The sequence below is a fragment of the Synechococcus sp. ROS8604 genome (assembly GCF_014279655.1).
Classification (GTDB): Bacteria; Cyanobacteriota; Cyanobacteriia; order PCC-6307; family Cyanobiaceae; genus Synechococcus_C.
In genome coordinates this window covers 2,769,977-2,795,079 of the sequence record NZ_CP047946.1, presented here as the reverse complement: position 1 = coordinate 2,795,079, position 25,103 = coordinate 2,769,977, and the positions used below count along the sequence as shown (strand labels likewise).

The 25,103-nt window shown below is 55.3% G+C and carries 28 protein-coding genes and 1 tRNA gene; 13 read left to right on the top strand and 16 right to left on the bottom strand.

The genetic code is table 11. The annotated features are described in order from the left end of the window. Positions 1–2: 2 nt before the first annotated feature. The 4 genes from SynROS8604_RS15065 to gcvT form a co-directional block, all read right to left on the bottom strand. On the bottom strand, positions 3–485 hold the full coding sequence (locus SynROS8604_RS15065; protein WP_186544592.1) for a Dps family protein: 483 nt from the start codon (positions 483–485) through the stop codon (positions 3–5). A 30-nt stretch (positions 486–515) separates the two neighbouring features. After that, positions 516–1,646, bottom strand: coding sequence for an RNA polymerase sigma factor, RpoD/SigA family (locus tag SynROS8604_RS15060; protein WP_038014277.1), 1,131 nt, complete (start codon positions 1,644–1,646; stop codon positions 516–518). 93 nt (positions 1,647–1,739) lie between these two features. Then, positions 1,740–3,575 (bottom strand): aspartate--tRNA ligase, encoded by a 1,836-nt coding sequence (gene aspS / locus SynROS8604_RS15055; RefSeq protein ID WP_186544591.1) that lies wholly within the window; start codon positions 3,573–3,575, stop codon positions 1,740–1,742. 71 nt (positions 3,576–3,646) lie between these two features. Beyond that, on the bottom strand, positions 3,647–4,759 hold the full coding sequence (gene gcvT / locus SynROS8604_RS15050) for a glycine cleavage system aminomethyltransferase GcvT (RefSeq protein WP_186544590.1): 1,113 nt from the start codon (positions 4,757–4,759) through the stop codon (positions 3,647–3,649). A gap of 179 nt (positions 4,760–4,938) precedes the next feature. Between gcvT and SynROS8604_RS15045 the strand changes: the two genes are divergently transcribed. Continuing rightward, positions 4,939–5,172 carry a hypothetical protein gene (locus SynROS8604_RS15045; RefSeq protein WP_186546112.1) on the top strand — a complete coding sequence of 78 codons (234 nt, stop codon included), beginning with the start codon at positions 4,939–4,941 and terminating at the stop codon, positions 5,170–5,172. Between the two features lie 144 nt (positions 5,173–5,316). Here the strand turns inward: SynROS8604_RS15045 and speB are convergent, their stop codons facing one another. Together speB and speE are read right to left on the bottom strand one after the other, a co-directional pair. Beyond that, positions 5,317–6,198, bottom strand: a complete 882-nt coding sequence (speB, locus tag SynROS8604_RS15040; protein ID WP_186544589.1) for an agmatinase — start codon at positions 6,196–6,198, stop codon at positions 5,317–5,319. Further along, positions 6,195–7,058, bottom strand: coding sequence for a polyamine aminopropyltransferase (gene speE / locus SynROS8604_RS15035; RefSeq protein WP_186544588.1), 864 nt, complete (start codon positions 7,056–7,058; stop codon positions 6,195–6,197). The genes speB and speE overlap by 4 nt, the downstream gene beginning before the upstream one ends. 122 nt (positions 7,059–7,180) lie before the next feature. Between speE and arfB the strand changes: the two genes are divergently transcribed. Next, complete coding sequence (arfB, locus tag SynROS8604_RS15030) at positions 7,181–7,615, top strand: alternative ribosome rescue aminoacyl-tRNA hydrolase ArfB (RefSeq protein WP_115071375.1); 435 nt, start codon at positions 7,181–7,183, stop codon at positions 7,613–7,615. A 22-nt stretch (positions 7,616–7,637) separates the two neighbouring features. On the opposite strand, the gene mazG is transcribed toward arfB, so the two are convergent. Next, positions 7,638–8,480, bottom strand: a complete 843-nt coding sequence (gene mazG, locus SynROS8604_RS15025) for a nucleoside triphosphate pyrophosphohydrolase (RefSeq protein ID WP_186544587.1) — start codon at positions 8,478–8,480, stop codon at positions 7,638–7,640. An 85-nt stretch (positions 8,481–8,565) separates the two neighbouring features. Then, positions 8,566–9,084, bottom strand: coding sequence for a metal-binding protein (locus SynROS8604_RS15020; protein ID WP_186544586.1), 519 nt, complete (start codon positions 9,082–9,084; stop codon positions 8,566–8,568). Between the two features lie 56 nt (positions 9,085–9,140). On the opposite strand from SynROS8604_RS15020, the gene SynROS8604_RS15015 reads away from it, so the two are divergent. From SynROS8604_RS15015 to SynROS8604_RS15005, 3 genes are all read left to right on the top strand, one after another. Further along, positions 9,141–9,212, top strand: a tRNA-Val gene (locus tag SynROS8604_RS15015). A 165-nt stretch (positions 9,213–9,377) separates the two neighbouring features. Then, on the top strand, positions 9,378–9,536 hold the full coding sequence (locus SynROS8604_RS15010; RefSeq protein WP_006854200.1) for a hypothetical protein: 159 nt from the start codon (positions 9,378–9,380) through the stop codon (positions 9,534–9,536). Positions 9,537–9,547: 11 nt separating this feature from the next. Beyond that, the gene (locus tag SynROS8604_RS15005; RefSeq protein ID WP_006854199.1) at positions 9,548–9,748 is read left to right on the top strand and encodes a hypothetical protein; all 201 of its coding nucleotides are present in this window, start codon (positions 9,548–9,550) and stop codon (positions 9,746–9,748) included. A gap of 1,075 nt (positions 9,749–10,823) precedes the next feature. Here SynROS8604_RS15005 and SynROS8604_RS15000 read toward each other — a convergent pair. Further along, positions 10,824–10,994, bottom strand: a complete 171-nt coding sequence (locus SynROS8604_RS15000) for a hypothetical protein (protein WP_186544585.1) — start codon at positions 10,992–10,994, stop codon at positions 10,824–10,826. An 877-nt stretch (positions 10,995–11,871) separates the two neighbouring features. Between SynROS8604_RS15000 and SynROS8604_RS14995 the strand changes: the two genes are divergently transcribed. Continuing rightward, on the top strand, positions 11,872–12,075 hold the full coding sequence (locus SynROS8604_RS14995; protein WP_186544584.1) for a hypothetical protein: 204 nt from the start codon (positions 11,872–11,874) through the stop codon (positions 12,073–12,075). A gap of 18 nt (positions 12,076–12,093) precedes the next feature. Here SynROS8604_RS14995 and SynROS8604_RS14990 read toward each other — a convergent pair whose 3' ends face one another. Genes SynROS8604_RS14990 through SynROS8604_RS14980 form a run of 3 tightly spaced genes read right to left on the bottom strand, consistent with a single transcriptional unit; the run spans position 12,094 to position 13,716 of the window. After that, the gene (locus tag SynROS8604_RS14990; RefSeq protein ID WP_186544583.1) at positions 12,094–12,492 is read right to left on the bottom strand and encodes a Fur family transcriptional regulator; all 399 of its coding nucleotides are present in this window, start codon (positions 12,490–12,492) and stop codon (positions 12,094–12,096) included. Positions 12,493–12,498: 6 nt separating this feature from the next. Next, complete coding sequence (locus SynROS8604_RS14985; RefSeq protein WP_186544582.1) at positions 12,499–13,419, bottom strand: oxidoreductase; 921 nt, start codon at positions 13,417–13,419, stop codon at positions 12,499–12,501. A gap of 39 nt (positions 13,420–13,458) precedes the next feature. Next, positions 13,459–13,716 (bottom strand): hypothetical protein, encoded by a 258-nt coding sequence (locus SynROS8604_RS14980; RefSeq protein WP_006854188.1) that lies wholly within the window; start codon positions 13,714–13,716, stop codon positions 13,459–13,461. 62 nt (positions 13,717–13,778) lie between these two features. On the opposite strand from SynROS8604_RS14980, the gene SynROS8604_RS14975 reads away from it, so the two are divergent. After that, positions 13,779–14,246 (top strand): protein phosphatase, encoded by a 468-nt coding sequence (locus tag SynROS8604_RS14975; RefSeq protein WP_186546063.1) that lies wholly within the window; start codon positions 13,779–13,781, stop codon positions 14,244–14,246. Beyond that, positions 14,246–14,878 carry a 2OG-Fe(II) oxygenase gene (locus tag SynROS8604_RS14970; RefSeq protein WP_186544581.1) on the top strand — a complete coding sequence of 211 codons (633 nt, stop codon included), beginning with the start codon at positions 14,246–14,248 and terminating at the stop codon, positions 14,876–14,878. The genes SynROS8604_RS14975 and SynROS8604_RS14970 overlap by 1 nt, the downstream gene beginning before the upstream one ends. On the opposite strand, the gene SynROS8604_RS14965 is transcribed toward SynROS8604_RS14970, so the two are convergent. Continuing rightward, complete coding sequence (locus SynROS8604_RS14965; RefSeq protein ID WP_255445105.1) at positions 14,869–15,156, bottom strand: hypothetical protein; 288 nt, start codon at positions 15,154–15,156, stop codon at positions 14,869–14,871. The genes SynROS8604_RS14970 and SynROS8604_RS14965 overlap by 10 nt on opposite strands. A gap of 91 nt (positions 15,157–15,247) precedes the next feature. Between SynROS8604_RS14965 and SynROS8604_RS14960 the strand changes: the two genes are divergently transcribed. Continuing rightward, positions 15,248–17,992 (top strand): valine--tRNA ligase, encoded by a 2,745-nt coding sequence (locus tag SynROS8604_RS14960; RefSeq protein WP_186544579.1) that lies wholly within the window; start codon positions 15,248–15,250, stop codon positions 17,990–17,992. Between the two features lie 10 nt (positions 17,993–18,002). Here SynROS8604_RS14960 and SynROS8604_RS14955 read toward each other — a convergent pair whose 3' ends face one another. Next, on the bottom strand, positions 18,003–19,076 hold the full coding sequence (locus SynROS8604_RS14955) for a mechanosensitive ion channel family protein (RefSeq protein ID WP_186544578.1): 1,074 nt from the start codon (positions 19,074–19,076) through the stop codon (positions 18,003–18,005). A gap of 138 nt (positions 19,077–19,214) precedes the next feature. Between SynROS8604_RS14955 and SynROS8604_RS14950 the strand changes: the two genes are divergently transcribed. The 3 genes from SynROS8604_RS14950 to SynROS8604_RS14940 are packed head-to-tail and all read left to right on the top strand — an operon-like array spanning position 19,215 to position 21,775. Beyond that, the gene (locus SynROS8604_RS14950; protein WP_186546061.1) at positions 19,215–20,189 is read left to right on the top strand and encodes an ATP-binding cassette domain-containing protein; all 975 of its coding nucleotides are present in this window, start codon (positions 19,215–19,217) and stop codon (positions 20,187–20,189) included. Further along, positions 20,189–20,986 carry an ABC-2 family transporter protein gene (locus SynROS8604_RS14945; protein ID WP_186544577.1) on the top strand — a complete coding sequence of 266 codons (798 nt, stop codon included), beginning with the start codon at positions 20,189–20,191 and terminating at the stop codon, positions 20,984–20,986. Before SynROS8604_RS14950 ends, SynROS8604_RS14945 begins: the two co-directional genes overlap by 1 nt. Next, positions 20,987–21,775, top strand: coding sequence for an ABC transporter permease (locus SynROS8604_RS14940; protein WP_186544576.1), 789 nt, complete (start codon positions 20,987–20,989; stop codon positions 21,773–21,775). Here the strand turns inward: SynROS8604_RS14940 and SynROS8604_RS14935 are convergent. Then, positions 21,692–23,062, bottom strand: coding sequence for a mechanosensitive ion channel family protein (locus SynROS8604_RS14935; protein WP_186544575.1), 1,371 nt, complete (start codon positions 23,060–23,062; stop codon positions 21,692–21,694). The genes SynROS8604_RS14940 and SynROS8604_RS14935 overlap by 84 nt on opposite strands. Next, positions 23,059–24,237 (bottom strand): ABC transporter substrate-binding protein, encoded by a 1,179-nt coding sequence (locus tag SynROS8604_RS14930; protein WP_255445102.1) that lies wholly within the window; start codon positions 24,235–24,237, stop codon positions 23,059–23,061. The genes SynROS8604_RS14935 and SynROS8604_RS14930 overlap by 4 nt, the downstream gene beginning before the upstream one ends. Before the next feature lie 208 nt (positions 24,238–24,445). On the opposite strand from SynROS8604_RS14930, the gene SynROS8604_RS14925 reads away from it, so the two are divergent. Next, on the top strand, positions 24,446–25,057 hold the full coding sequence (locus SynROS8604_RS14925; RefSeq protein ID WP_186546057.1) for a TVP38/TMEM64 family protein: 612 nt from the start codon (positions 24,446–24,448) through the stop codon (positions 25,055–25,057). Positions 25,058–25,103 lie beyond the last annotated feature (46 nt).

The window sequence follows — 25,103 nt, the reverse complement described above, 5'->3', positions numbered from 1 at the left end:
GCTTAGTTTTCCAGCAGGCTGCGCAGCATCCAGGCTGTTTTTTCGTGGATCTGAAGCCGTTGGGTGAGCAGGTCAGCAGTCGGTTCGTCGTTAGCAGCCTCTGCCAGCGGAAAGATGCTTCGTGCCGTACGGGCCACGGCCTCATGGCCAGCCACCAGCTCACGCACCATGTCGAGGGCTGCAGGTTGTTGCTCTGCTTCTGGGATCGAGGCCAAGCCGGCCAGGGTGGATCCGCCATGGGGAGCCAAAACGCCAAGGGCGCGAATGCGTTCAGCGATGACGTCGAGGGCGTTCCACAGCTCGGTGTATTGGTTCATGAACATCAGGTGCAACGTGTTGAACATCGGCCCGGTCACGTTCCAATGGAAGCCGTGGGTTTTGCCGTACAGCACGTAGGTATCTGCGAGCAGGCGGCTGATTGCAGCCGCGATCTCTTCCCGTTGTGTGCTGGTGATGCCGATGTCGATGGCGGAGTGACTAGCCATGGTTGATGAGAGTGGAAACGGCTGGTTGGTTTAGGAATCCAGGGCTTGGATGTAATCGCGCACCTTGCTGCGGCGCTGGGGTTGGCGCAGCTTCAAAAGCGCTCGGGTTTCGATCTGACGCACCCTCTCGCGGGAGAGGTTCATGTCTTCGCCGATTTGAGCGAGGGTTCGGGGAGTGTCGTCTTCAAGTCCAAAGCGACAGCGAATCACGGTGGCTTCCCTCGGGGTGAGCTCATCCAGCAGGTGTTCGAGATCGTCGTGGAGTGCATCACGGGTCAGGGTCTGCTCTGGTGTGGCGTGCTCGTCTTCGAGGAGCTCGCCAAGCTGGGTGTCTTGATCACGGCCCACCTTGGTTTCCAGGGAGACGGAACGGGGGACGCGAGCCAGGGTTTGACGCACGGTGTCTTCGCTGACGCTCAGCTCCCTCGCAAGATCTGTCACCGAAGCGGTGCGCCCCTCCGTGCTGGCAATTTCTTGCTGCACCCGTTTGATGCGGTTGAGCTTTTCGGTGATGTGGACGGGGAGGCGGATGGTGCGGCTTTGGGTGGCGATCGCCCTGGTGATGCCTTGGCGAATCCACCAGTAGGAGTAGGTACTGAAGCGAAAGCCTCGGGTGGAATCGAACTTTTCGACCGCCCGTTCCAGCCCCAACGTGCCTTCCTGGACGAGATCCAGCAGCTCCATGCCTCGGTGCTGGTACTTCTTCGCTACGGCCACCACCAAGCGCAAATTGGCCTGGATCATCCGGTCACGGGCCTTCCGCCCCTCACGCAGACGCCGTTGCAGGTCACGGCTGTCGGAGGTGATCAGATCCGCCCAGGTTTGATAGCCCTCGGTGAGGGCCAGGTTCAGCTCTTGCAAAGGCATCTCGGCAGCCCGTGCCCATTCCTGTCTTGTGGGCCAGTGAGAGAGATGGTTCGCCTCTCTCAACTGCAGTTCCTCAAGGCATAGCAACCGTTCGATTGCAGGATGATCTTCGGCGAATTGACGTTCTTCGCGCTTTAGGCGCTCGTATTGCTGCACGAGGCGCGACAACACCACCTCGTCTTCAGCGGTGAGCAGGTCTACCCGACCGATGTCCTGCAAGTAGAGACGCAACAGGTCGTTGCCGCCGCTCCAGCGGATCGGGGTGGATCCCGTCGATGAGGAGCTGGCGGACAAAGGACTGAGAATTCGATGAGATGTCTCAAGGGTCTCGGTTTAAGCCAGTTGGTCTGCAGAAACGTCGGTTTCTGTTCGGGTTTTGCGCTCCGACTAGTCAGTGTTCTCTGTCACGGGATCGACCCAGGTGCTCGCGACATGCAGATCCTCGAGCTGCTGCTCGGAGACCCCTGCCGGCGCTGCCGTCATGAGGCAACGTGCCTGCTGGGTTTTCGGGAACGCAATCGTGTCGCGGATGGAGTCCTCTCCGGCGAGCAACATCACCATGCGGTCCACACCAAACGCCAGTCCACCGTGGGGAGGTGCGCCCATGTCGAGGGCATCAACCAAGAAGCCGAACTGCTCTTGGGCCTCTTCCGGAGCAAGCCCGATGCTGTTCAGGACTTCACGTTGCAGGGCGGAGTCGTGGATGCGTAAGGAGCCCCCTCCTAGTTCCAGTCCGTTGAGAACCAGGTCGTAGGCCTGAGCTCGTGCTGTGGGGAGGTTTTTTGCCCAATCTTCAGCGTTATCGCCCAGGTCGGTGGTGTTTGGGGCGCAGAAGGGATGGTGCAGGGCTTCCAGCCGATTTTTGTCCTTGTTGAATTCGAACATCGGGAAATCGACGACCCAGAGGAAATTCCACTGATCGTTGTCCCTGTCGGGCTTCATGAGCCCCATCTCTTTGGCGAGATACTGGCGCACGCGGTCGAGAGCTTTGTTCACCGTCGCGGTGTCTCCAGCGCCAAAGAGCAGCAGGGTTCCTGGCTCAGCCCCGGTGCGCTGCAGCAGGGTTTGCTTTTGCTCGTCTGAGAGGTTGTCCTTGATGGCACCGATGGTGTCGATTTCGCCGCCCTCTCGCACCCGGATGAAGGCCAAGCCACCGGCTCCTGCCGCTTGGGCTTCGCTGAACACATCACCACCGGGTTTGATCCGCACATTGGACACAGCGTCATTGCCTCCGGCAACCGCAATGCACTTCACGGAGCCGCCGGACTTCACGGCTCCACTGAACACCTTGAAGCCCATGTCTTTCACGATGTCGCTCACATTGGTGAGCTCCATGCCATAACGGGTGTCGGGGCGATCCGTGCCGTAGCGCTCCATCGCCTCGTGCCAGGTCAGGCGTGGAAAGGGCAGAGGCAGATCAATCCCTTTGACCGTTTTCCAGATGGCGGCAATCAGACGCTCGTTGAGCGCGAGGATCTCTTCCTGGCCCATGAAGCTCATCTCCATGTCCAGTTGCGTGAACTCAGGTTGCCGATCCGCCCGTAGGTCCTCATCGCGGAAGCAGCGAGCCACTTGGTAGTACCGCTCAATGCCGCCCACCATCAGCAACTGCTTAAACAACTGCGGGGACTGGGGGAGTGCGAACCATTCACCGCCGCAGACGCGACTGGGAAGGATGTAATCCCTGGCGCCCTCTGGGGTTGAGCGGGTCAGCACCGGAGTTTCCACTTCGATAAACCCTTCGTCTTCAAGGAATCGCCGTGCCGTTTGGATCGTTTGGGCACGCAAGCGCAGGTTGTCGTTCATGCGCTTGCGGCGCAGATCTAAGAAGCGGTGGCGGAGGCGCAGTTCTTCGCGCGTGTTTTCCTCGTCATGCACAGACACAGGAAAGGGCAGCGTGCCCTTCACCCTGTTGAGCACGTGGATGCTGCTCGCTAAAACCTCCACCGCACCGGTGGCCAGTCGGTCATTCAGCGACTCACCAGGACGGGCCCGAACCAATCCCTCGACTTGCAAGACGGTTTCACTGCGCAAGTGTTCGGCAACGGCAAAGGCATCAGCACCTAGGTCGGGATCCACGGTGATTTGAACCGTGCCGCTGCGGTCGCGCAGGTCGATAAAAATCACCCCGCCATGGTCGCGGCGACGATCCACCCAGCCGCAGAGCTGAACGGTTTCGTCGATGTGCGTGTCGCGCAGGTCGCCGCATCCGTTGCTGCGCATGGGAGTTTCGCTGGAGAGAGGCGAGTTTCCCACAGCCTGTGCCCACAACCTGTGCCCAGGAGCCCGTGCCTCTACTGGGAACGGCGATAGAAGGGGCGTTTCACGACAGTGGCCGGCTGCAGCTGCCCACGGATCTCCACACTCAGCTCTGTGCCGAGTTTGGCGAGGGCTGGGGGAACGGAGGCGAGAGCAATGGGCTCTTCGAGGGTGGGAGACCAGCTGCCGCTTGTCACCACGCCCACGGTCGTCCCGTTGTGGATGACGGGGTAATCGTGGCGAGCAATCGACCTCCCCTTCAGCTTCAAGCCCACCAGACGCTTGGACGGTCCCTGTTCAGCGGCTTGTTCAAGCGCGTCCCGTCCGATGAAGCTGGCTGGCATCTCCAGATGCACCAGCCACCCCAAGCCCGCCTCAAAGGGGGTGGTGCCGGCGTCCATGTCTTGGCCGTAGAGATGCATGGCGGCTTCCAGTCGCAGGGTGTCGCGAGCGCCAAGGCCGCAGGGTGTCACGCCCTCCTCAAGCAATTGCTGCCAGAGCTGCCGTCCGTCGTCTGCGTTGAGCAGCAGCTCCACGCCATCCTCTCCGGTGTAGCCCGTGCGGGCTGTGAAAACCGGAGCTTTCAGCCCGTGAATGTTGAGACTGCAGTGGCCAAAGCGCGGTAGCTCGCTGAGATCGCTGCCACTCAATCGCTCCAGCAGGCTGATGGCCGTTGGCCCTTGGAGAGCGACCAACACCCCGTCCTTCTTTTCGTCGAGGACCTGCAGATCAGCTTTCTCAAGATGGTGGCGAATCCAGGCTGTGTCGGTTTCTGCGCAAGCTGCATTGATCACAACCAGCAAGGTTTCGTGGTTCGCGTTTACCAACGATGGCCCGAGGTCGTAAATGATTAAGTCATCAATGATTCCGCCCTGCTCATTCAGCAACACCGAATAGCAGGCTTGCCCCGGACCGATTCGGTGCAGATCACTTGGTACGAGTTCTTGTAAAGCATCTTTGGGATTGGCACCTTCAATGCGCAGAACTCCCATGTGGGAGATATCAAACATGCCGCTTTCGCTGCGTACGGCCTTGTGTTCAGCCATGAGCCCTGAAAACTGAACGGGCATCTCCCATCCAGCGAAAGACACCATGCGACCTCCGGCCGCGATGCAGAGGTCATGGAGCGGTGTGAAGTTCTTGTCCATGACTGAGGTGCTGGCGCTTAAATCCTATGAACCAATTTGCGCTTGAATTGGGATCAATTCTGGAATTGGAAGCAAAGCAGCAGATTGCGGCGGTTTTGTGGTCCGCTTTGGCAAGCGTCCTTAGTCTGAGCACGCGTTTCGGCAGGTGAGATGTGACTCAGTCAAGTTGTCAATCCTGCGTGCACTGCACTCCCCCTGCAGCAACAGGATCTGGATGGTGTCGGTTACGACGACTCTCCGTTCATGCGGAGTTGGCGAACCAGGTGTTTTGTCACCACTGGACGTGTCGTCCACCATCACTTCCCGAGCTCAATCTTCAGGAGCCTCTGTTGATCCCAATGGATCGTCAGTTGGATTTTTGTGATTCGATGCAAACGTCTGATCAGGTTTCCGAACGAACAGTTCGGCTGTGAATGCGGCTCAGCATTCATTTTGGTCGTTTTGGCTTCTTTGTTGAGGCTTGAGGGCTAGGGGGCTTATCAATGCCAAGTCTTTCATGCTTGGTTGTTTGATGTTTCATGCCGTTGATTGAATGCCTGAGCGATGGTTTGCGTTGCCTATTGGGCCAGCAACAGCAGCAGGCTGCGTGTGACTTTGGCCGCCAAAACGCTACTGATCCCACTCGGATCGAGTTGGGGAGCGAGTTCCACCACGTCTGCGCCGATGAGGCGGTGATGGTTTAGCTCGTTGATGACGGCTGCGAAATCGTTCCACACAAATCCACCTGGTTCTGGGGTCCCTGTCCCTGGCATCACAGCCGGGTCGAACCAGTCGAGGTCCACCGTGAGGTAGATCGGCCGTCCCCTGAGCGCGTTCATTCGCTCCGGGATGTCTTGAATGGAGATCAGGCGTCCGCTGCGACGCAGTTCTTTGAACTCATCACAGGTGCCGCTACGGATCGCAATCTGCATGAGCTGTTGGCTGGGAAGCACCTCCAAACAGCGGCGCATGGCGCAGGCATGGCTGTGACGGGTTCCAAGCCACTCTTGCCGGAGGTCGGCATGGGCATCGAGTTGCACGAGCACGAGGTCGGGGTGTTGCTCCGCTACAGCAGCAACCGCACCAGAACTGATGGAATGCTCACCGCCAAGCATCAGCGGTTTCAGCCCTGCAGCTAGCACTGTGCTGGTGGCGTGGCGCACGGCATTCACAACGGGCTCCGGATCGCCATAGGGAATCTCAACAGCTCCTATGTCGGCGTAAGCGAGGTCTTCGAGGTCCCGATCCAGCTGGGGGCAGTAGGTCTCAAGACCTGTGCTCACCTCACGAATCGCGGCTGGGCCAAAGCGGGTGCCAGGGCGGAATGAGGTGGTGCCGTCATAGGGAACGCCAAAGAGGGCCACGCGGCATCCGCTTGGATTGCGCCGTGCTCCCATGAAAATGGCACCCTCATCGTCAAACAGGTTCTGATCAATCGTTCGGGTTGTTGGATTGGTCATGGATTGAGTTCCCGTTCAATGAAGGCTGGAATGGTGTGGAAGGCTCCTTGCTGCCAGCGGGGACTCCAGATGGCACACCCTTCGGCCACGGCCGTGGAGCGTTCGGTTTGAACGGTGAGGTAACGGGGCCCATCCTTTGCCGCAAAGGTCCAGCTCCACCAGCCACTGGGATACATCGGCACCCAGCCGTAGAGAGGATCAGCGTGGCCAAACAGCTCCCGAATGACCTTCACCATGTCGATGTGCACTTGGCGGAAGGCTTCGGGTGATTCGCTTTGAGTGGCAAAGACACCCCCCGGCTTGAGGATGCGGCAGCAGTGGCCAAAGAAGGCACGGTTGAACAGGCCCTCCGCGGGCCCCGTGGGGTCGGATCCATCCACCAGCACAACGTCGTAAGACGCGTCTTCAGCTTCAGCAGCCCAGGCGATTCCATCCCCAATTCTCAGCTGGAAGCGGGGGTCGTTCCAGCACCCGCCTCCGATTGAAGGGAGGTGTTCTTGACTGAGCTCCACAACCCGGCGGTCGATCTCCACCATGTCGAGGTGCTTCACCCCTGGGTGGCGCAGGCATTCGCGGGCGGTCCCGCCATCACCACCGCCGATCACCAGCACGCGCTCGATGGCCTCGGCCGAACAGAGCGCAGGATGGACTAATGGCTCGTGATAGTGGCGTTCCTGGTGTTCTGCCGTCATCCAGCAGCCGTCCAAGAGGAGTCCTTTCCCGTAGCGCTGGCTATCGATCACAGTGATGCGCTGAAACGGGCTGGTCTCGTCCACCAGCACGCGTCCCTCCAGGCCGTAGCGCACGCCGTTGTGGTGCTCATCGATCCAGTTGCCACTGGTCTGAGGTGCCGTGGTCATGGCGGGTCGCTAGACGTTCGCTCCATCCAGCTAAAACCAGCACCGGCTTGAGGGCGAAATGCCAAGGTCAGGGGTGTCAGTCGGTCGTTCAGCGATTGATGCCGTGACGGAGTGCTGGAACGATGCCCCAGGACCTCACCGTGAATGCTCGCCTGGTGATCCCTTCAAGGGAGCTTCAATGGCGGTTTTCTCGCGCTTCAGGTCCTGGAGGGCAGGGCGTGAACACCACGGATTCTAGGGTTGAGCTGGTGTTCGATCTGGCGAATTCGTCGGCGCTGGGCCCCTTTCGGCGACAACGATTGATGGAGGTACTGGGATCGCGACTGGTGGATGGTTGTGTGCGTGTGGTGGCAGCAGAGGAGCGATCTCAGTGGCAAAACCGCCAGCGAGCGATGGCTCGGCTTGCTGATCTGTTGCGTGAGGGATTGAAGCCACCGCCTCCCCAGCGCCGGGCTACGCGGCCTGGCAGAGGTGCGGTGCAGCGACGGCTTGAGGCCAAAGGGCGTCGCGGTCAGATCAAAAGAAATCGCCAACAGCGTCCGTCCTTGGACGATTGATCGATGGGGCGCTTGCTCCCTGTCAGGGGTGGTTGTTGGGTGCTGTGGGCTTGGAGGCTTGTTCAGCACGGATTGCCAGCTTTGCTTGTTGCCACACCCTTTCAAGCTCCTTGATGCTGCGTCCTTGGAGATCTCCTCCCAGGGCGGTTTCCACGCGAGAGAAGCGATCGAGAAAGCGCTGGTTGGTGCCGGCGAGGCCTTCTTCCGGCTGGATCTCACACCAGCGAGCCACATTCACAAGCGTGAACAACAAGTCACCAAGCTCTTCCTGAGCATGTTGTTGATCACCAGAAGACACCGCTTCCTTGAGTTCATCAAGCTCCTCATGCACTTTGTCCCAAACCCCCTTCATGTCATCCCACTCAAACCCTGCCTTTGCGGCTTTGCGCGAGATGGTCATCGCTCCAGCCAGAGCGGGTTGTCCACGGACTTTCTTGGTGAGTTGATCGCTCAATGGGCTGGTTGATTCGGAGGAAACCTCTCCCCGTTCCGCTTGTTCTGCGGCTTTGATGCTGTCCCAATTCGCGGAGACGGTTTCGCTGTCATGGGCTTCTGCATGGCCAAAGACATGCGGATGGCGGCGAATCAACTTGTCCGTGATTCCACGCGCAATCGCGTCGAGATCGAAGCGTTGTTGTTCCTGAGCAAGTTGGGCATGGAGCACCACTTGCAGAAGCAAATCGCCTAACTCCTCCTTGAGGTGCCGATCATCCCCATGGCGGATCGCGTCCACGACTTCGTGAGCTTCCTCTAGGACATAGGGCACCAAGGTCTGATGCGTTTGCTTGAGGTCCCAAGGGCAACCGTGGTCGGGGTCGCGTAATTGCGCGACCACCTCGACCAGATCGTGCATGGCGTCGCTCATGGGGGTAGGTGGAGGAGTCTTTAAGTCTCGTTGGCAGGACAGCCACCAGCCGTGCCCAACGAGGGCGTCAAGGTCTAGGTCAAGGTCAACCTCGGCGTCGGCGTCTTCGTTTGTGAGACAGCGGACGCTTGATCGGCAGTTTTGGCATGGGGTCCCCGTCCTGAATCAGATGCAGCCAAGCGCTTGCTTCAAGACCAATCAGCCCGATCAAAATGGCGTTTGATGATTCGTTCCATGCCTGTTGCAGCCAGCTGCGCCATTGATCTGGCGTAGGCGTTCCCCAACGGCTGCCTAGCCAGCTGATCGCCGCTACGAGGAGGCTGAGATAGGCGAGCCGAATCGCCGTTCCTAGGAATGGACTGTGCGATAGCACCGAGCGGTGATGGATCAGGCGTTGGTAGGGCCACCACAGCCAGCGCAGCACACCCCAGCGTTGATAGGGCCTGGAATTGATATCGAGATCAGGAGAAAGAAAGAGGCCGCCGAATAAAAAGGCCGCGGCACTGCCGGCGGCACCACTGATCCCTAGCCATGGCCACCAGATGGCCCCGTAGATCAGAGCGAGGACACAGGTGGCGCGATCGTGCTTCCGGCCGGAAGCCATGCTTTAGAAACAATGTTGGACGTAGCCTGCCATCTTCAGGCAGAATCCCTGTCTAAGGGCGATTAGCTCAGCGGTAGAGCGCCTGCCTTACAAGCAGGATGTCCCTGGTTCGAAACCTGGATCGCCCATCTCAGCTCACCTTCAAAAGTCCGTGTTTGCTGCGGCGCGACCAGCTAGAGCTGCACTCCATGGCGCATGGCCATGGGCCGAGACATGGGATTTGCTTTGAGTAGAAATGACTACCAATTGAATCTTGATGGTTCTTTACATTTGATTGGAATGACTGCTTCGCCATGGGTTTGCCTCTCCACTTCCAATTCGAGAAGCTTCGGCTTCAGGGGGCTATCCAACAGGCCAGCGATATGGATGAGCTTAAAGAAGTAGCTGGACAGCTTTTAGACCTTTACTTCATGCAAAAGGCTGCTACAGCACGGGTCATTTCTGAAAAATAACGAGTTATCCCATGTCACAGGATCATTCCGAAGAAATCGTCGCGACTGTCCACTTAAGCCGAGAAGCGTTGCGATTGGCGTACAAAACCACTTGCGATGCGCTGCGCAATTGGCCTGGCGGTGATCCCCTCGAGCAACAGTTTTTAGCAGAAAGCAAAGATCAGCTGTTCCGTTGTTTGCTTGAACAGTCTTTTGAACTTGAGGCTGGATGAGTTTTCGCTAGTGACTTGTTTGGATATGGGTTTGTTCGTGAAGCATTCGTCTGAATGTGTGCTGAAAAACTAGATAAGAGCTCCATCCGACAAGGCGAGCAGCGTGTCCTGGGTAATGGTCAAGCTGCTCGGAGTTATCTTGTTGATTTCCTTGGCCTGAATGTGCAGGCCCCCTTTGCTTTTGGCTTTTAAGTTATTGAATGCTTTAATTGCCTATATCGCAACATAGGCCAGAAAAATCCATGCAGTGGGTGGTCAGGGTGTTGTCGCCCCTCGGCGTAATAAAGTATTTCCTTGAAGAGATTTGGTTTTGCTCCCATCGTTGCCTGTGCTGGAACAGTCATCAGAGTAATGGCAGCAAGGGCAGAGAATAGTTTCATGGTTTTCATTCGATAAAATGATCATTTTTGAGCTTGTTAAAGCCCGATCGCATGCAATAAGCTCTCGCCCGTATTTATTTCTGTGATTACGGCAGCAACGAAGCCAAGCATGGCCAAGCGTTCATTTGTGGCTTTTTGGCATACACCTTGTCGTGACCTTCGCCATCTCTGGTGACGAAGCCCATTGGGGTATGGAGGATTATTGTGGTTATCGATGTCTCCAAGTGGGCTCAGGTCTGTCTAGATCTGCTCCCCTACGCCTGGAAGGGGGGCAGCCGTATCGGAAGGTTCGGTTTCAGGACCTGACTATTTCGTCTTGGCGTGAGTCTTGAACGGTCTGTTTTTGCTTTAAGCATGCGCCATACTCTTAAACCTCGTTTATGGGCTTCCTTCACTCATGTATTGAGTTGCGTTATTCAGGTGTTTGAAGGACAGCTGTAATGCTGTGGGGCCTTTGCATGAGTTCTTCGTTGAACTCCATTGCTAAATGTTGTGCCTCCATTGCATCTGAGGCATAGACATTGTCTTCATGAGGCGATCCGCATGAATCTCGATATCGAATGGCGTAGCGTTTACAGGTCTGCTGAATGGACATAAAACTTGCGCTGAGATTGATCAGTTGTGAATGAAGTGTGTCCTGCCGGCAGTGAAGGCGGCAGGACACGTTGAAGGACGACTTGAGTGGCGTGTTGTGATTAACCAGCAATCGCTGAAATGCTGTAAGGAGCCTCAGGAACACTGGTTGGCATTGGGTCAAGTTTGCCTTGGGCTAATGCTTTGGCGCGTTGATACATTTGGCTCGATGTTGCACCTGATGCCTCCATAGCTTTGGCAACAACATCCCAATTACGAATTTCAGTGGACATTTGAATTCAATTCAGAACCCACAAATAATCGCTAGTTGATCGAGTGTGGCGTGACAGTGAAATCCCCCCATCGCCCGAACACGCGTTTGTGCTGAGCCGTCGATACGATCTTTTTAAATAGTGGTTTAGCGTTGACCACGGCCGAATGCCTTTTTTGGCTCGCGCTTTGCTCGCTCGAGCGATGAGGAAACATTGCAAAGATTGGCTGACATCCAGGCAGTCAAGAGCCATGGTTGGAATTTGTAGGGGAACTGGATGCTGAAAGTTGAATATGTGGCAATTGCCTGCTTTGCCGCATTGCAATCACTCTCTTTTGCTGGCCTGCCTGTGAGTGCGGCGCAAAATTGTGGTCCTAATCGGCACTGGGTTCAGACGGGCGCGGGATACAGCTCTGGATATTGCAAACCCAAAAACAGGCGGGACCATCAAGTTTGTGCGATCGGCTATCACTACGAAGGTCGTGGTGTTTGCAAGCGCAACGGAGACTGGTGGAAAGGGCGTAGGCCAATTAACTGGGGGCCTCGCTATGAACCTCAGAAACCAGAAGGTGGCGTTACATTCCAAGGCCCTAACGGTGGGAAGATTCGAGTGAAGTGGTGAGATCTCTTTGGTTTTAAATGGGTTGCTGTAATCTGTCTTTTCCCCGTGTCATGCGGGGTTTTTTATGGTTTGCGCCTTGGTCTTGCTTACGCTAATTTCTTTCGTTTAGGCAGTGATTTTGTGGCGATAGGTGATTTGGCGAAATGCGATTTGCGGACATGGATTCGCTCAGATGTCATTCATTTTTGTTCCGTAAGGAATGAAACGATTTCTTGTTGGATGGTTTCTTTTGGCTGCAGATTGGTCATGATCAAGCTTGATCCTTGGGGAGCAGTCCATGTCAAAAGCACGCGATCTGATTAATGCCCATCTATATCCAGTGCTGGCTACATTTTCTGTGATTTATTTCTCGGTCCAAATTGCTCCGATTGCAAATCAGGCTCGATATTTTGACCATTGTGTGGATGAAGTCATTCAGGAAGCCAAAGGTAGTTTTGCTCAGAAACGGGCCTTTGCCGTCAACCGCTGCAGTGGAAGTTGATCCGTGTGTGCAGGCTGATTAAGGCTGATTGTGTTGGCACTCAGAGCAAATGCCGAAGAATTCCAAGGTGTGGAACAACATTTTGAAGCCAGACTGTTCTTCGGTTGAGATGGAGAGTCCGTGAATCGGGCAACGATCCAATGTTTGGGTCCTTCCACAGTCCACGCAGGTGAGGTGATGACGGTCCTGTTCAATCGGGGCATAAAGGGCCTCCCCGGTGGGTAAATGCCGGCAGCGCACAAGACCCTGTTGCTGCAGTTGCCTGAGGTTCCTGTACACCGTGGCGAGTCCCATGGCGCTAGCCCCGTTCTCTAAGAGACGATGAAGCTGTTGCCCACTCATTTCGTCGCCAGAGCTACGCAAGGCTTCGAGCAGGCGTTGTTGTCGATTTCGGCTTGCGGACGGCTGGGTCTTCATGGTGATTCAGACCTTGCTCATTGTGGATTGAATCATGTCTTCGCTGGTCGTCCAAAGACGCTCGCGTTGTTGGGGGTCTCTGGCCGTACGGGCCACAGGCTGACGTGTTGGCATTCCACGCATGGAGGCAAACCCACCTGGACCGAAATGCTCTCCACCCTTAGCGTTGCTTGCTGTTGCTGCATGCAATTGGGGCAGTGCGCCCATCGCGGCACTTTGGAATAAGGGATCCATGAGCCGGTAGGCCAGGGACTCTTGCCAGGCACCGGTCGCGGCAATGGAGACTGGTTGAAGATTGGTACGGGCCAGGCCTGGATGGGCGGCGAGAGAGATCACGGTGCTGTTTTGCTGCTGAAGCCGCTGGTTGAGCTCGAGCGCAAACATCACATTGGCCAATTTGCTTTGGCCGTAGGCACTCCATCGGTCGTAGCGCTGCTCACCTTGCAGATCTGACCACTGCATTTTGCCGAAATATTGAGCGCCAGAGGTCACCGTGACCACACGCGCATCAGAGCGGCCTTCCATCAGGGGAAGAAGCCTTTGGGTGAGAGCCATGTGCCCAAGATGGTTCACAGCAAACTGCATCTCGAAGCCTTGGACGCTCAACCGTCTTGGCGGTGCCATCAGGCCCGCGTTGTTGATCAACAGGTCCAGGCGTCCGTATCGCTCTTGGACAACGTTGGCGCAACGTTCAACAATGTTGAGATCGGATAAATCAAGATCCAACAGGTCAACGCCCGTTCTGCCGAGATCCAGCAAGTCACGGCGTGCCGCTTCGCTTTTGCGTTGGCTGCGGCATGCCATGAGCACGGTGGCACCTTTTTGCAAAAGCGCACGCGTGGTTTCTAAGCCCAGGCCGCTGTTGGCCCCGGTGACGAGGGCCACGCGTCCAGTTTGGTCTGGGATGTCCTTCAGGGTCCAGCCCATGGAGCAGGCGTCAGAGAGCGTCCAGTCTCGCTGTTGGAATCAGTCTTCGGGGAACAGCAAGTCCGCTAGTTCGTCGGCATCCACGTCGTAGACACGGGCAAGGGACGTTTCGATCGCGCTCGTTACTTCGCCTGGGAGGAATCTCATGGCGTTGAGGGCGTCTTCGGCGATCTCGTCTGTCAGGAGCTGGTCATCGCCTTCGAGCTTCTCGTCATTGATGACGGCCATCACCCAGCTCTGATAGGCGTAAACCAGATCCGAGAATTCGAGTTCGGGATCGTTGAGATCCAGGGTCATGGTCCGAGCCGGTCGTTGGCGTTACCAGTTTGACCTCCAGGGGGGAAGATGTCTTGCAGCAGATGTTCGGTATGAGCCTTCCGGATCCTGATCAACTGCAGGGAACCCTTGTGGACTTTGCTCTTTTGGAGCTGATTCGACAGCACCGCCTCAGTTTTCAACCGCTTTGGACTGTGGATAGCTGGGTCAAATTAATGATCTGGCTTGCGCTGAATTGCGGACTATCCACGGATAAGGAGAGTTTTGAGCATTTCGCTCAGGCCCTTGGTGAACGGATTACCACTCGGATGCGCCGCACATTTTTTGAGCGAGAGCTGGGTGATCTTGAGCTCCATGTTTTGGCGGATCCAGCGGATTCTCAGGTGCTGTTGCTGTCTCAGGCTCCACAAGATCCTTCAGTTTTGGCTCCCGAGTGTTTGACCCGTGCCTTAAAGCGGGTTGATTTGTTGGAGCTTGTGAGTGCCGATCGCAGCGAGTGGCAAGCTCTCGATGGTGTTGTTGCGATTCCCTGGAAACGTCCTGAATCCTGATGTCTACAGACTTAATCGCTCGGTATCGCAACGCTGGTTTTGAAGCGGTGGCTGATGGTGCCATGGCCTTTTTTGATCGGCGCACGGATCTTCAGCGGGCTGGGGTGGCCTTTGGGCCAGGCGGTGCAGACGAACCGGCCAAGGTGTCTACGGATATCAGTTTGGTTGCGATTGATCGCAGTGATCCAGATGCCTTTGGATTATCTGAGGTGATCTCGCGCGGCGTGGCCGCTGGATTAGAGCGCTACCTAGACGAAAGACCTCTGTTCCGTTCGGTTTGCCCGGATCAGGAGTTGTTTGTGATGCCCATCTTCAACCTGCAGCGCTATGCGCCTGGAGAAGGTTTTAAGCAGTGGCATTGCGATTGGACCATCAGCGATGAAGCGACTGAGCCAGTGCATCGTGTCTTGGCTTGGATTCTTTATTGCGACACCGTGGAAGAGGCCGGTACGGAATTCCATTGGCAAAACCATCACGAACCTGCCGAACGCGGCAAATTAGTGATATTCCCAGCAGGCCCATCCCACATTCATCGGGGGCGTGTGAATCCAGATTTGAGCAAGACGATTGCAACAGGTTGGATTAATGCTGGGGCTCAGAAGGAGTACCTCAAGCGGCTTGCTCAGTCCTGAACACGCCAATTGTTCATCGCCCATAGAAGCTCTCCGGCATCCCAGCTGCAGAGATCGAAATTGTGGACTGCGGTTGCATCGGACGCCTCGAGCAGGCGTTGGGCGTAATGCTTCACGAGTGCACCAGGGGCGATCTCAAACCCTGCCTTTGCTGCCACCTCGCTAACGGCAGCCGCTGTGGTGGCCATCCGCAAGCCCCTCTTGAGCTCATCGTTCTGGGCCACAGTTTCAAGCATCTGCTGGATGGCAGTGCTGAGATCGTTGGAAGTGGAGCCCATGGATCTTTGGCATTGACGCTGTTTGATCATCGCTGTCAAGCCGCTCGAAAACGTCTTTTGCGACCATGAATGGCTTGTATGGGCTCTACCCGTGTCGGATCTGGCCAAGACCTATGACCCGGTTGGTACAGAAGCCAGATGGCAGAAGGCTTGGGAGGACGAGGGAGCCTTTCATCCGGATCCTGAGGCTGAGGGTGAACCGTTTGCGGTCGTGATCCCGCCGCCCAATGTCACCGGCAGCCTGCATATGGGGCATGCCTTTAATACGGCTCTGATCGATACGATCGTGCGCTATCAACGGTTGGCGGGCAAAAATGTGCTTTGTCTGCCGGGCACGGATCACGCTTCGATCGCAGTGCAGACGATCCTTGAGAAGCAGCTGAAGGAAGAGGGCAAGACGCGCCATGACCTTGGCCGTGAGGCCTTCTTGGAGCGGGCCTGGCAGTGGAAAGCAGAAAGTGGTGGTCGCATTGTCGACCAGTTGCGCCGGTTGGGGTATTCCGTCGACTGGAAGCGACAACGCTTCACGTTGGATGAAGGTCTTAGCGAGGCGGTGAAAGAGGCCTTCGTTCGTCTCCATGAGCAGGGCTTGATCTACCGCGGTGAATACCTGGTGAATTGGTGTCCTGCCTCGGGCTCCGCGGTGAGTGACCTGGAGGTGGAGATGAAAGAGGTGGATGGCCATCTCTGGCATTTTCGCTACCCGCTCAGCAGTGGGGATGGCCATCTCGAGGTGGCCACGACGCGGCCAGAAACCATGCTCGGTGATACGGCAGTAGCAGTGAACCCCAGCGATGAGCGCTATGCCCATCTCGTCGGTCAGACCCTTGACCTTCCTTTTACGGGCCGTCAGATCCCGATCGTTTCCGACGATCACGTGGAGAAAGAGTTCGGCACTGGCTGCGTCAAGGTCACACCGGCCCATGACCCCAATGACTTTGCGATTGGGCAGCGTCACGGTTTGGCTCAGATCACGGTGATGCGCAAGAACGGCACGATGAATGCCGAAGCCGGCCGCTTCGAAGGCATGGATCGCTTTGAGGCGCGTCAGGCTGTGGTGGCAGCCCTCGACGAGGAGGGTTTGTTGGTCAAGGTGGAGGACTATCGGCACAGCGTTCCCCACTCCGACCGGGGCAAGGTGCCAGTGGAGCCCCTGCTCTCTACCCAGTGGTTTGTGAACACCGAGCCTCTCGCAGCTCGCTGTCGAGAAGCACTCGAGAAACAGGACCCTCGCTTTATTCCTGAGCGCTGGGAAAAGGTCTATCGCGACTGGCTCACGGATATTCGCGACTGGTGCATCAGCCGTCAGTTGTGGTGGGGCCATCGCATCCCCGCCTGGTTTGTGATTAGTGAAACCGGCGGCAACTACACCGACACCACTCCTTATGTGGTGGCTCGGAATGAAGCCGATGCGCTAGCCCAAGCCAAAGAAAAGTTTGGAGCTGAGGCCCGCATTGAGCAGGACGAAGACGTGCTCGACACCTGGTTTTCCAGTGGGTTGTGGCCGTTTTCAACCCTGGGTTGGCCTGATGAGAATGCACCTGATTTTCAGCGTTGGTACCCCACCAGCACCCTGATCACGGGTTTCGACATCATCTTTTTCTGGGTGGCCAGGATGACGATGATGGCCGGCGCCTTCACCGGTGAGATGCCTTTCAAGGACGTTTATATCCACGGCCTGGTGCGGGACGAGCAGAACCGCAAGATGAGCAAAAGCGCCGGCAACGGGATCGATCCGCTTTTGTTGATTGAGCGCTATGGCACCGATGCCCTGCGTTTCGCCTTGGTGCGGGAGGTGGCGGGTGCGGGTCAGGACATCCGCCTGGACTACGACCGCAAGAAGGACACCTCCGCCACGGTTGAGGCCTCCCGTAACTTCGCGAACAAACTCTGGAATGCCACCCGGTTCGCCTTGATGAATCTGGGTGGGGCCATACCAGCAGAGCTGGGGGAGCCAGAGGTTTCAGCGTTGCAGCTTGCCGACCGCTGGATTTTGTCGCGGTTGGCGCGCGTGAACCGGGAAACGGCAGCGCGATACAGCAGTTACGCCCTTGGTGAAGCTGCAAAAGGTTTGTATGAATTCGCTTGGAACGATGTTTGCGATTGGTACTTGGAACTGAGCAAGCGACGCCTAAATCCAGGCGAGGAGCCCAGCGCTGCAGCGTTGGCGGATCAGCACACGGCCAAACAAGTGCTGGCCAAGGTGATCAGCCAAATGCATGTGATGTTGCATCCGTTGATGCCCCATCTCACTGAAGAGCTATGGCACAGCGTGACGGCTGAGCCCGACATCACGTTGTTAGCGCTTCAGCCTTGGCCGGCTGTGGACGAGGTTGCTTTGGATGATGGCTTGGAAGCGTCTTTTTCCGAGTTGATCGCTGCGATCCGAGTGGTTCGTAATTTGCGAGCTGTGGCGGGCTTAAAGCCATCCCAATCGGTGCCCGTTCGTTTCGTGACGAGCCGCCCAGAGCTGATGGCAGTGTTGGAGCAAGGGACTCCTGATATCACCGCGCTCACGCGAGCGGAATCGGTGGAGTTGATGACGCAGGCTCAGGCCGAGGCTGCACCTGTTGCGAAAGCACTCGCTGGCATCAGCGGTGAGTTGCAGGTGTTGCTGCCCATTGAAGGCCTTGTGGATCTGGAAGCGCTTCAGGGTCGTCTTGAAAAAGACATCGCCAAAGCAGAGAAGGAGATCAAGGGGCTAGCAGGACGCCTCAGCAATCCCAACTTTGCGGACAAGGCTCCGCAAGAGGTGGTGGCTGAATGCAAGGCAAAGCTTGCTGAAGCGGAGGCTCAGGCTGACCTGGCACGCAGACGGTTGGCGGATTTGGGATGAAAAGTGAGTATCAATTGGAGGGGAATAGTTGCTCTGGTTTTAAATTGGGCGCGGGATAGAGAGTTGTGCAATTGAAGGCGAAATCGGCATTATTGTTTTTCACGATTTTTGCAATCCCCAGAAAAACTTCCTGCTGAATGTCTAGGTAATCCTGCCAATTTGTGGTTTTAGTGAAACAGTAAACCTGAAGATTGAGGGATGAGCTTTCCCAAGCATTGAAGTGCACAAGAATGATCTGATTCGTGTCAATGGCGTTGTGGCTTTTGAGGAGTTCGCGCACTTGTTTGGTAATCGTATCCATCGCCGGGATGTCTTCATATCGCAAGCCAATATTGGCCAGGATCCGGCGGTTATACATCTGTCCAGGATTGATGATGCTATTGGTCGCAAAGACTGCGTTGGGGATATACATTGGTCGGCGCTCAAAGGTGCGTAGGCGTGTGTGATACCAGCCGATGTTTTCAACGGTTCCTTCCATTCCGTCCGTACTGATCCAATCTCCCTCCTTAAAGGGACGGTTGAAGAACAGCATGAAACCGGAAAAAAAGTTTTGGGAGATATTTTGCGTTCCGAAGGCCAGGCCGACGCCTGCACCACCTGCCAGAGCAGCGAGGGCAGTGGCTGGAATGCCGAAGGTGAGCATCAAGGCGCCAGAGCCAATCACCAGGATCAAGATGGTGTAGATCCGGCCGATAAAACTGATGGCCATCGACCGATCTTTCGGGTCGTCCATCTGGAGCCAGCGCTCAAAACGCCTGGTCTCCATCACGGCATGGCCTAATCGGCTCAGCGCCCACATGACGGCGAGGATTGTGATGGTGGCTGAGAGTTTTATGGCATTGCTGCCATCAAGCCATTCCACATTGTTGGCGATTTGACGACCCAGCCAGCCCAAATACAGAGAGGAGCTGAGTCCTAGCAGCAATGGCTTACGGATTGCTCTCGCGATCATTCCTCCAAGATGTTGCCCTCTCCGCTCCATCAGCCCAAGGACAAGCCAGAGCAGGATGAGGACCACAGTTCCAATCAAGACTCCAGTGTTGGAGTGGATCAAATTCACGTCTTGAATGATCTCTTCTTTCATTGAGCCATCGTGGTGACTTGCTTCATGCAGTCTGCCTTCTCAGCTGCTTATGTTCAGTCCAAATGCAGCTGCTTTAAAACTCCCATTCACGTGGCGCCACAACGTTCCCTACATCCACAAGTTGCTCATGGTTCTGTTGTGATCGAGGTTGAAGGCCTCAGCAAGATTTACCGGGTTGCCGACAAGCAACCGGGTTTATCTGGAACCTTGAAACACTTCATGCGCAGGCGACACCGTGATGTGCACGCCGTGCGTGACATCAGCTTCAGCATTGCCCCTGGAGAGATGGTGGGATTTCTTGGTGCCAATGGCGCCGGGAAAACCACCACCTTGAAGATGTTGTGTGGGTTGATCTATCCCAGTGCAGGTCAGGTGGTCGTTGCAGGTCATCAACCACAAAAGCGACATCCCGATTTTTTGCGTCGGATCACACTGGTGATGGGGCAAAAGCAGCAATTGCTTTGGGATCTGCCGCCGATGGATTCCTTGAGGGTTAATGCTGCTGTGTATGGCATTAGTGATCGGGACGCCAAGCGCCGTATCTCCGAGCTGTCTGATTTATTGGAGTTGGGTGAGGAGCTCACCCGTCCTGTTCGCAAGTTGTCGTTGGGCCAGCGCATGAAAGCTGAGCTGCTCGCTGCCTTGCTTCACCAACCTGAGGTGTTGTTTCTTGATGAGCCCACCCTTGGCTTGGATGTGAATGCGCAGTCGAGGGTGCGGCAGTTTTTAGCGGACTACAACCAAAGAACTGGTGCCACTGTGCTGCTCACGAGCCATTACATGGCCGATATCACTGCCCTATGTCCGCGCGTGTTGTTGATTCATCAGGGGCATTTGTTCCATGACGGCCCGCTTGATCGCTTGGCCAGTCGGCTCGCGCCTGAGCGCCATGTTCGTCTGGAACTTGCTGCACCCGTTGGGGCTGAAGCGTTTGCGGGCCTTGGCCGGCTCGACAGTTGCTGCGACTGCGAGGTCAACTTGCGTGTGCAGCCTGATGAGCTCACGGCTGTGGTGGCCCAACTGTTGGAACGCTTTGAAGTGCGTGATCTGGAGGTGAATGATCCCCCGATTGATCAGCTGATTGGTGATTTGTTTCGCCAGGGAAGCGTCTAATGCGGATTTTTGGACTCAATCGCAAAATTATTCGTGTTTTGTTGGGCACGGAATATGCCCATATGTTGGAATATCGAGCCGAAATTGCCCTGTGGGCTCTTTCTGGTGTGCTCCCTTTCATCATGCTCAGCCTTTGGAATGGCAGTGATGCGCGCGGAGTGTTGGGGATGGATGGTGTAGGCCTTGATCGTTATTTTTTAAGTGCTTTTTTGGTTCGGCAGTTTTCTGTTGTTTGGATGATTTACGCCTTTGAAGAAGATGCTCTCACTGGCAGATTGTCTCCTTATCTTCTTCAGCCACTTCATCCGCTTTGGCGTTATGTGGCAAGTCATCTTGGCGAGCAGCTCACGCGCTTGCCTTTTGCTGCGGTGATTACCGCGATCTTCTTTCTGATTCAGCCCAAGGCCTTCTGGGTGCCATCTTTGGGGCACTTTGTGCTGGCTTGGTTGGCCACATGGATGGCCTTCTCGATCGCTTTTCTGTTGCAAAGCCTGATTGCTTCCCTTTGTTTTTGGAGTGAGAAGGCCAGTGCTCTGGAGAGGTTGTTGTTTATTCCCTTTCTTTTCTTGTCTGGGCTTCTTGCTCCGATCACAGCATTCCCTCCCTTTGTGCGCACATTTGCTCAATGGACGCCATTCCCCTATCTGATTGACTTTCCGGCGCGCGTTTTAGCCGAACAGCCTGTGGACATGTTGGCTGGATTTGCAATCCAGTTGACCTGGATCGTGCTGCTGTTGCCGCTTGTTCTTCTGCTTTGGCGCGCTGGGGTTCGGCGTTACAGCGCGATGGGGGCCTGAATGGGGCGTTATTTCAAAAGTCTCCGTCGATTCTGGGGAACAGCCGTGGCTTCGCAGCTGGAGTATCAACTCAATGTTGTGATTGAGCTGGTAGCTGTTGGCTTGAGTTTGCTTGGCAGCTTATTCATGCTGTCGCTCTTTTTTGGACCAGGACGAGCGTTGGGTGGCTGGAGCTGGAATGAAGCCTTGATTGTTCAAGGTTTTTATACCGTTCTCGATGGTGTGGCGAGCACTTGGTTGCGCCCCAACCTGTCTTCGATCGTGACCCATGTGCGAGAAGGCACGCTTGATTTCATCTTGCTCAAGCCAATTGACAGTCAGTTTTGGTTGTCGTTGCGAACGATCTCGCCAGCAGGGTTGCCGGAGATCGTCCTTGGTTTGTTGTTAGTGATTTGGGGTGGGCAACAGGCTGGCGCTTCGTTGTCGCCAGGAGGCTTTGCGGTGGTGTTGCTGATGCTCTTGGCTGGTGGATTGATCCTGTATTCCCTTTGGTTTTTAATTGCAGCGACCAGCATTTGGTTTGTGAAAACCTGGAATGCAACGGAGGTTTTGCGGGCTGTGTTGGCCTCTGGTCGCTATCCCGTAGCGGCCTACCCAGCCCCCTTGCATTTGCTGTTTACCATAGTGATTCCGGTGGCATTTCTAACAACTGTTCCGGCTGAAGTTGTACTGGGACGGGCAAACGCCCCCACGCTCTGGCTTGGATTAGGCCTCGCTGTGGGGTTTTTCATCGCTGCCCGTCAGTTCTGGCTGTACGCCTTGCGTCACTACACCTCCGCCTCCAGTTGAGTGCAGGCTTTGTTGCAGGCTGGGAGGCCACTCCATTGGATAGACCTGACGTTGTGGGAATGGAATGGTGATTCCTTTCTGTTCAAATTGCTTCCAGATTGTTCGTCGTATATCACTACCGACTTCAAAGGCATCGAGGGGGTTGGAGACCCAGAAAAGAACCTTGTAATTAATCGAAGACTCTGCGAAGTCGATCACAAAAGCATTGACTGGAGGGTATTCCAGAACTTTTTTGTGTTTTTCTGCAATTGTTTTTAATAGCTCCACGATGATGTCTGGGTCGTGCTCGTAGGCGGCACCAACGACCACTCCATCACGTCTTGATGTTTCCGTTGCGGTGAATGATGTGGCTTCTTGCGTGAAGAAGTTTTGATTCGGAATCAATAGTTCGGCTCCATCACGTCCGCGTCGTAATTGTGTCGCTCTAAGCCCCAGTTTTCGCACTGTGCAGGGGTCGCCGTTGATCATCAGAATCTCTCCGGGGCGAACTGATCCCTCAAACAGCAACCAGATGCTGCTGATGAAATTGGAGATGATTTCCTTAATGCCAAAGCCGATGCCAACAGACAATCCGCCAGCGATGGCGATGAACGCAGTTCCGTCGATGCCGATGAAGTAAGCCACGCCAATGATGCCAACGGTGATCACGCTGTAGCGAAATAGGAGTTCCAAGCCGCGCCTGTTTCTGGGGCGGACTCCAAACAGCACACCACTAAGCCATGCGAGAAATGTTGCAGGCCTTGAGGAGAGCGTCATGATTACATAAACGGCTATTATCGCGAGGTAAATTCTTCCCAGAGTGAGCTCAACTCCAAATAGGTTCGCAACAGGAGTTTGTGCCAAATTCTCTGTGCTCCCCATTAATCTTATGAAGGAGGTTGAGGCCACGATGACGTAGATTGGTCTTAAAAATGTGCTTTCTAATTCATCAACAGGAAACTTTTTGTTGATGCGTGAAATTAATGTTTTTAAGGGTGTGAATGACATCCATCCCAGCCAGAGGAGCCCGAAATAGCGTAGTAATCCCCATGGCAAGCCCACTAAAAGGAAAAGACTGGAACTGATTAAAAGCAGTAGGGGACCGATCAGCACTCGGATGTACTCAGGAACCAGCCTGTGCTCTACGCGGCGCCGCAGTGCGCCACGTTGTTCTGCCACCATCACAACTCCAACTAAAAGGAGTTGGAGAACCACAGTCGCACGACTCAGATATGCCAACCAGCTCAGGAGCTCGTTGAGAATTGCCCCTGGGTTGATAGTGATGAGATAAGACATGGAAAGAGTCATCGCTTCGCCTTCATCTGGTTTTCGAGTTCAGTGGCCGCTTTTTCGGGAGACAATCCTTCGAAAATTAACTCATTGAGTGTGGACTGAATCCCTCTTTTTAATCTTGGTTTTTCATCAATTGCCGAGACAATGGCATCACCGCGGCTTACACGCTTGTTTTCTTCCTCGCTAAACTTAGAGAACCCTGGGGGTAATTGTTTGCTAACGATCATTGCCGCTGCAGGATTAACTGGAAAGCCCGTCCGGTATGTGAGAGCGTAGGTTTTCTGAGCCCAGGGTTGCACCATGAAATCCAGCAAGTTCAGGCTTTCCGCTCGTTGGCGTCTACTTGAGTTTTTACCAAGAGCCCAAACTTGCAAGCGTGTGATCGGTGTTGCCCGTCCAAACTCTCCACTTGGTAATGGGGCGATGCCGAGATGATCTTTGATCTTTTCACGGAGTTGGGGTAGCTGGGTACTCCAACAGCTGATCCAATGCATGTCGCCCTTGATAAACGCCTTTCGAAGTGCGGCTTGATTTCGTAAGAACACGATATTTTGCTGATAGCTGGATGCCTTGAGCCAACGCATCCATTGCGTTAGGCGTTCATGGGCCGCCACAGTGACTTTTTGACCTGCTAACGAGGCTGTTAATGCCTCGCCCGCCCCGAAGCTGCCAAGGCTCCAGTAAAGATCCTGGAGGTTGGTAACCATTCCAAAGATCGTGCCAGTGCCACTCGCCTCGGACAGTTCTTTGAGTGTTTCAGGAGCTTTTTTGAGCTTGCGTTTATCGAAGCAAGCCATCTGGAAATACTGCGAGACCGGTTGCCCCGCTAGGGATCCGTTGGCTGTCTTAACGCGCTCTAGGGCTGCTGGGTTGATCAAGTTTTGACGCTCTTTCGTCAGCTTGATGGGATCGGTCAGACCCAAGGCAAGAAGGCTCAGGGCTTGATTGCTATCTGCAATCACAAGGTCCGGTCCTAGGCCGCTGTTGGTTTGAGTTTTCAGCGCCCTCACTAGAGATTCTTCGGGATAGATCGACGGATGCAGCTTGATTCCAGGCTGCATTTCTTTTAATTGCTGTTGAAAATTCCTGGTGATCTTCCGTTCTGTCTCAAAACGATGGTCGGAGTGTTGTTCGTTTTCATTGCTGGCTTGCGCCACCTTCAACACGATCGATCCTTGGTTGTCGGTCATGGCACAGCCCCCAAGTAAGGATGTGCTCAGAACGAGAGCGATGCGTCGGTGTCTGTTCCTTCTGATCGATGCACAAAGGCGGTTTGCTGCCATACCTCTAGAACAGTTGTCCAATCATTAGCGTAAAAGTAGGCATGATCCCCTTCGGCACCAAAACGATCACGATGGAATGCTGGCCTCGGGTGATGTGGGACACATGATTGAGGGAATGTCCTGGTTCGAGCCATTGATGCTCTGGCTGCGCTCTCCTTTGGGCGGACTGGTGTTCATTCCTCTTTATGCGGTTTGGGTGACGCTGTTGCTTCCGGGCGTATGGGCTTCGATGTTGGCGGGTGCTCTCTACGGCACTTGGTGGGGAAGCCTGATTGTGTTTGTTGGGGCCTGTTTCGGCGCAGAGGCCGCGTTTTTGCTCGGCCGATATTGGTTGCGTGATTGGACGAGCAAGCGTCTGATGCAGTATCCAAAGCTTCAGGCTGTGGAGAGGGCCGTGAGCCAAGAGGGGCTCAAGCTTGTGCTGTTGACGCGTCTATCTCCAGCGTTTCCGTTTTCGTTATTGAATTTGGTTTATGGCCTCAGTGAGGTGAGCTTGCGTGATTACAGCATCGGTTTAATTGGCATCATTCCCGGCACTATTTTGTTTTGTGCTTTGGGCGCCTTGGCGGGTGATGCTGCTCGTTTTGGTGAGGTGCTCGCTGGAGAAGCTTCAGCACAGGGCTGGATTCTGCGTGTGGTTGGCATTTTGGCCACGGTTGCGGTGGTTTGGTTGGTGGGGCGTGCAGCACAACGGGCTTTGAAAGATGAGACGAGCGAGGTTCAATAAAAGCCTTTGAAAGTTATTGGCTAAATGGATGTTTGCTGATGTAATC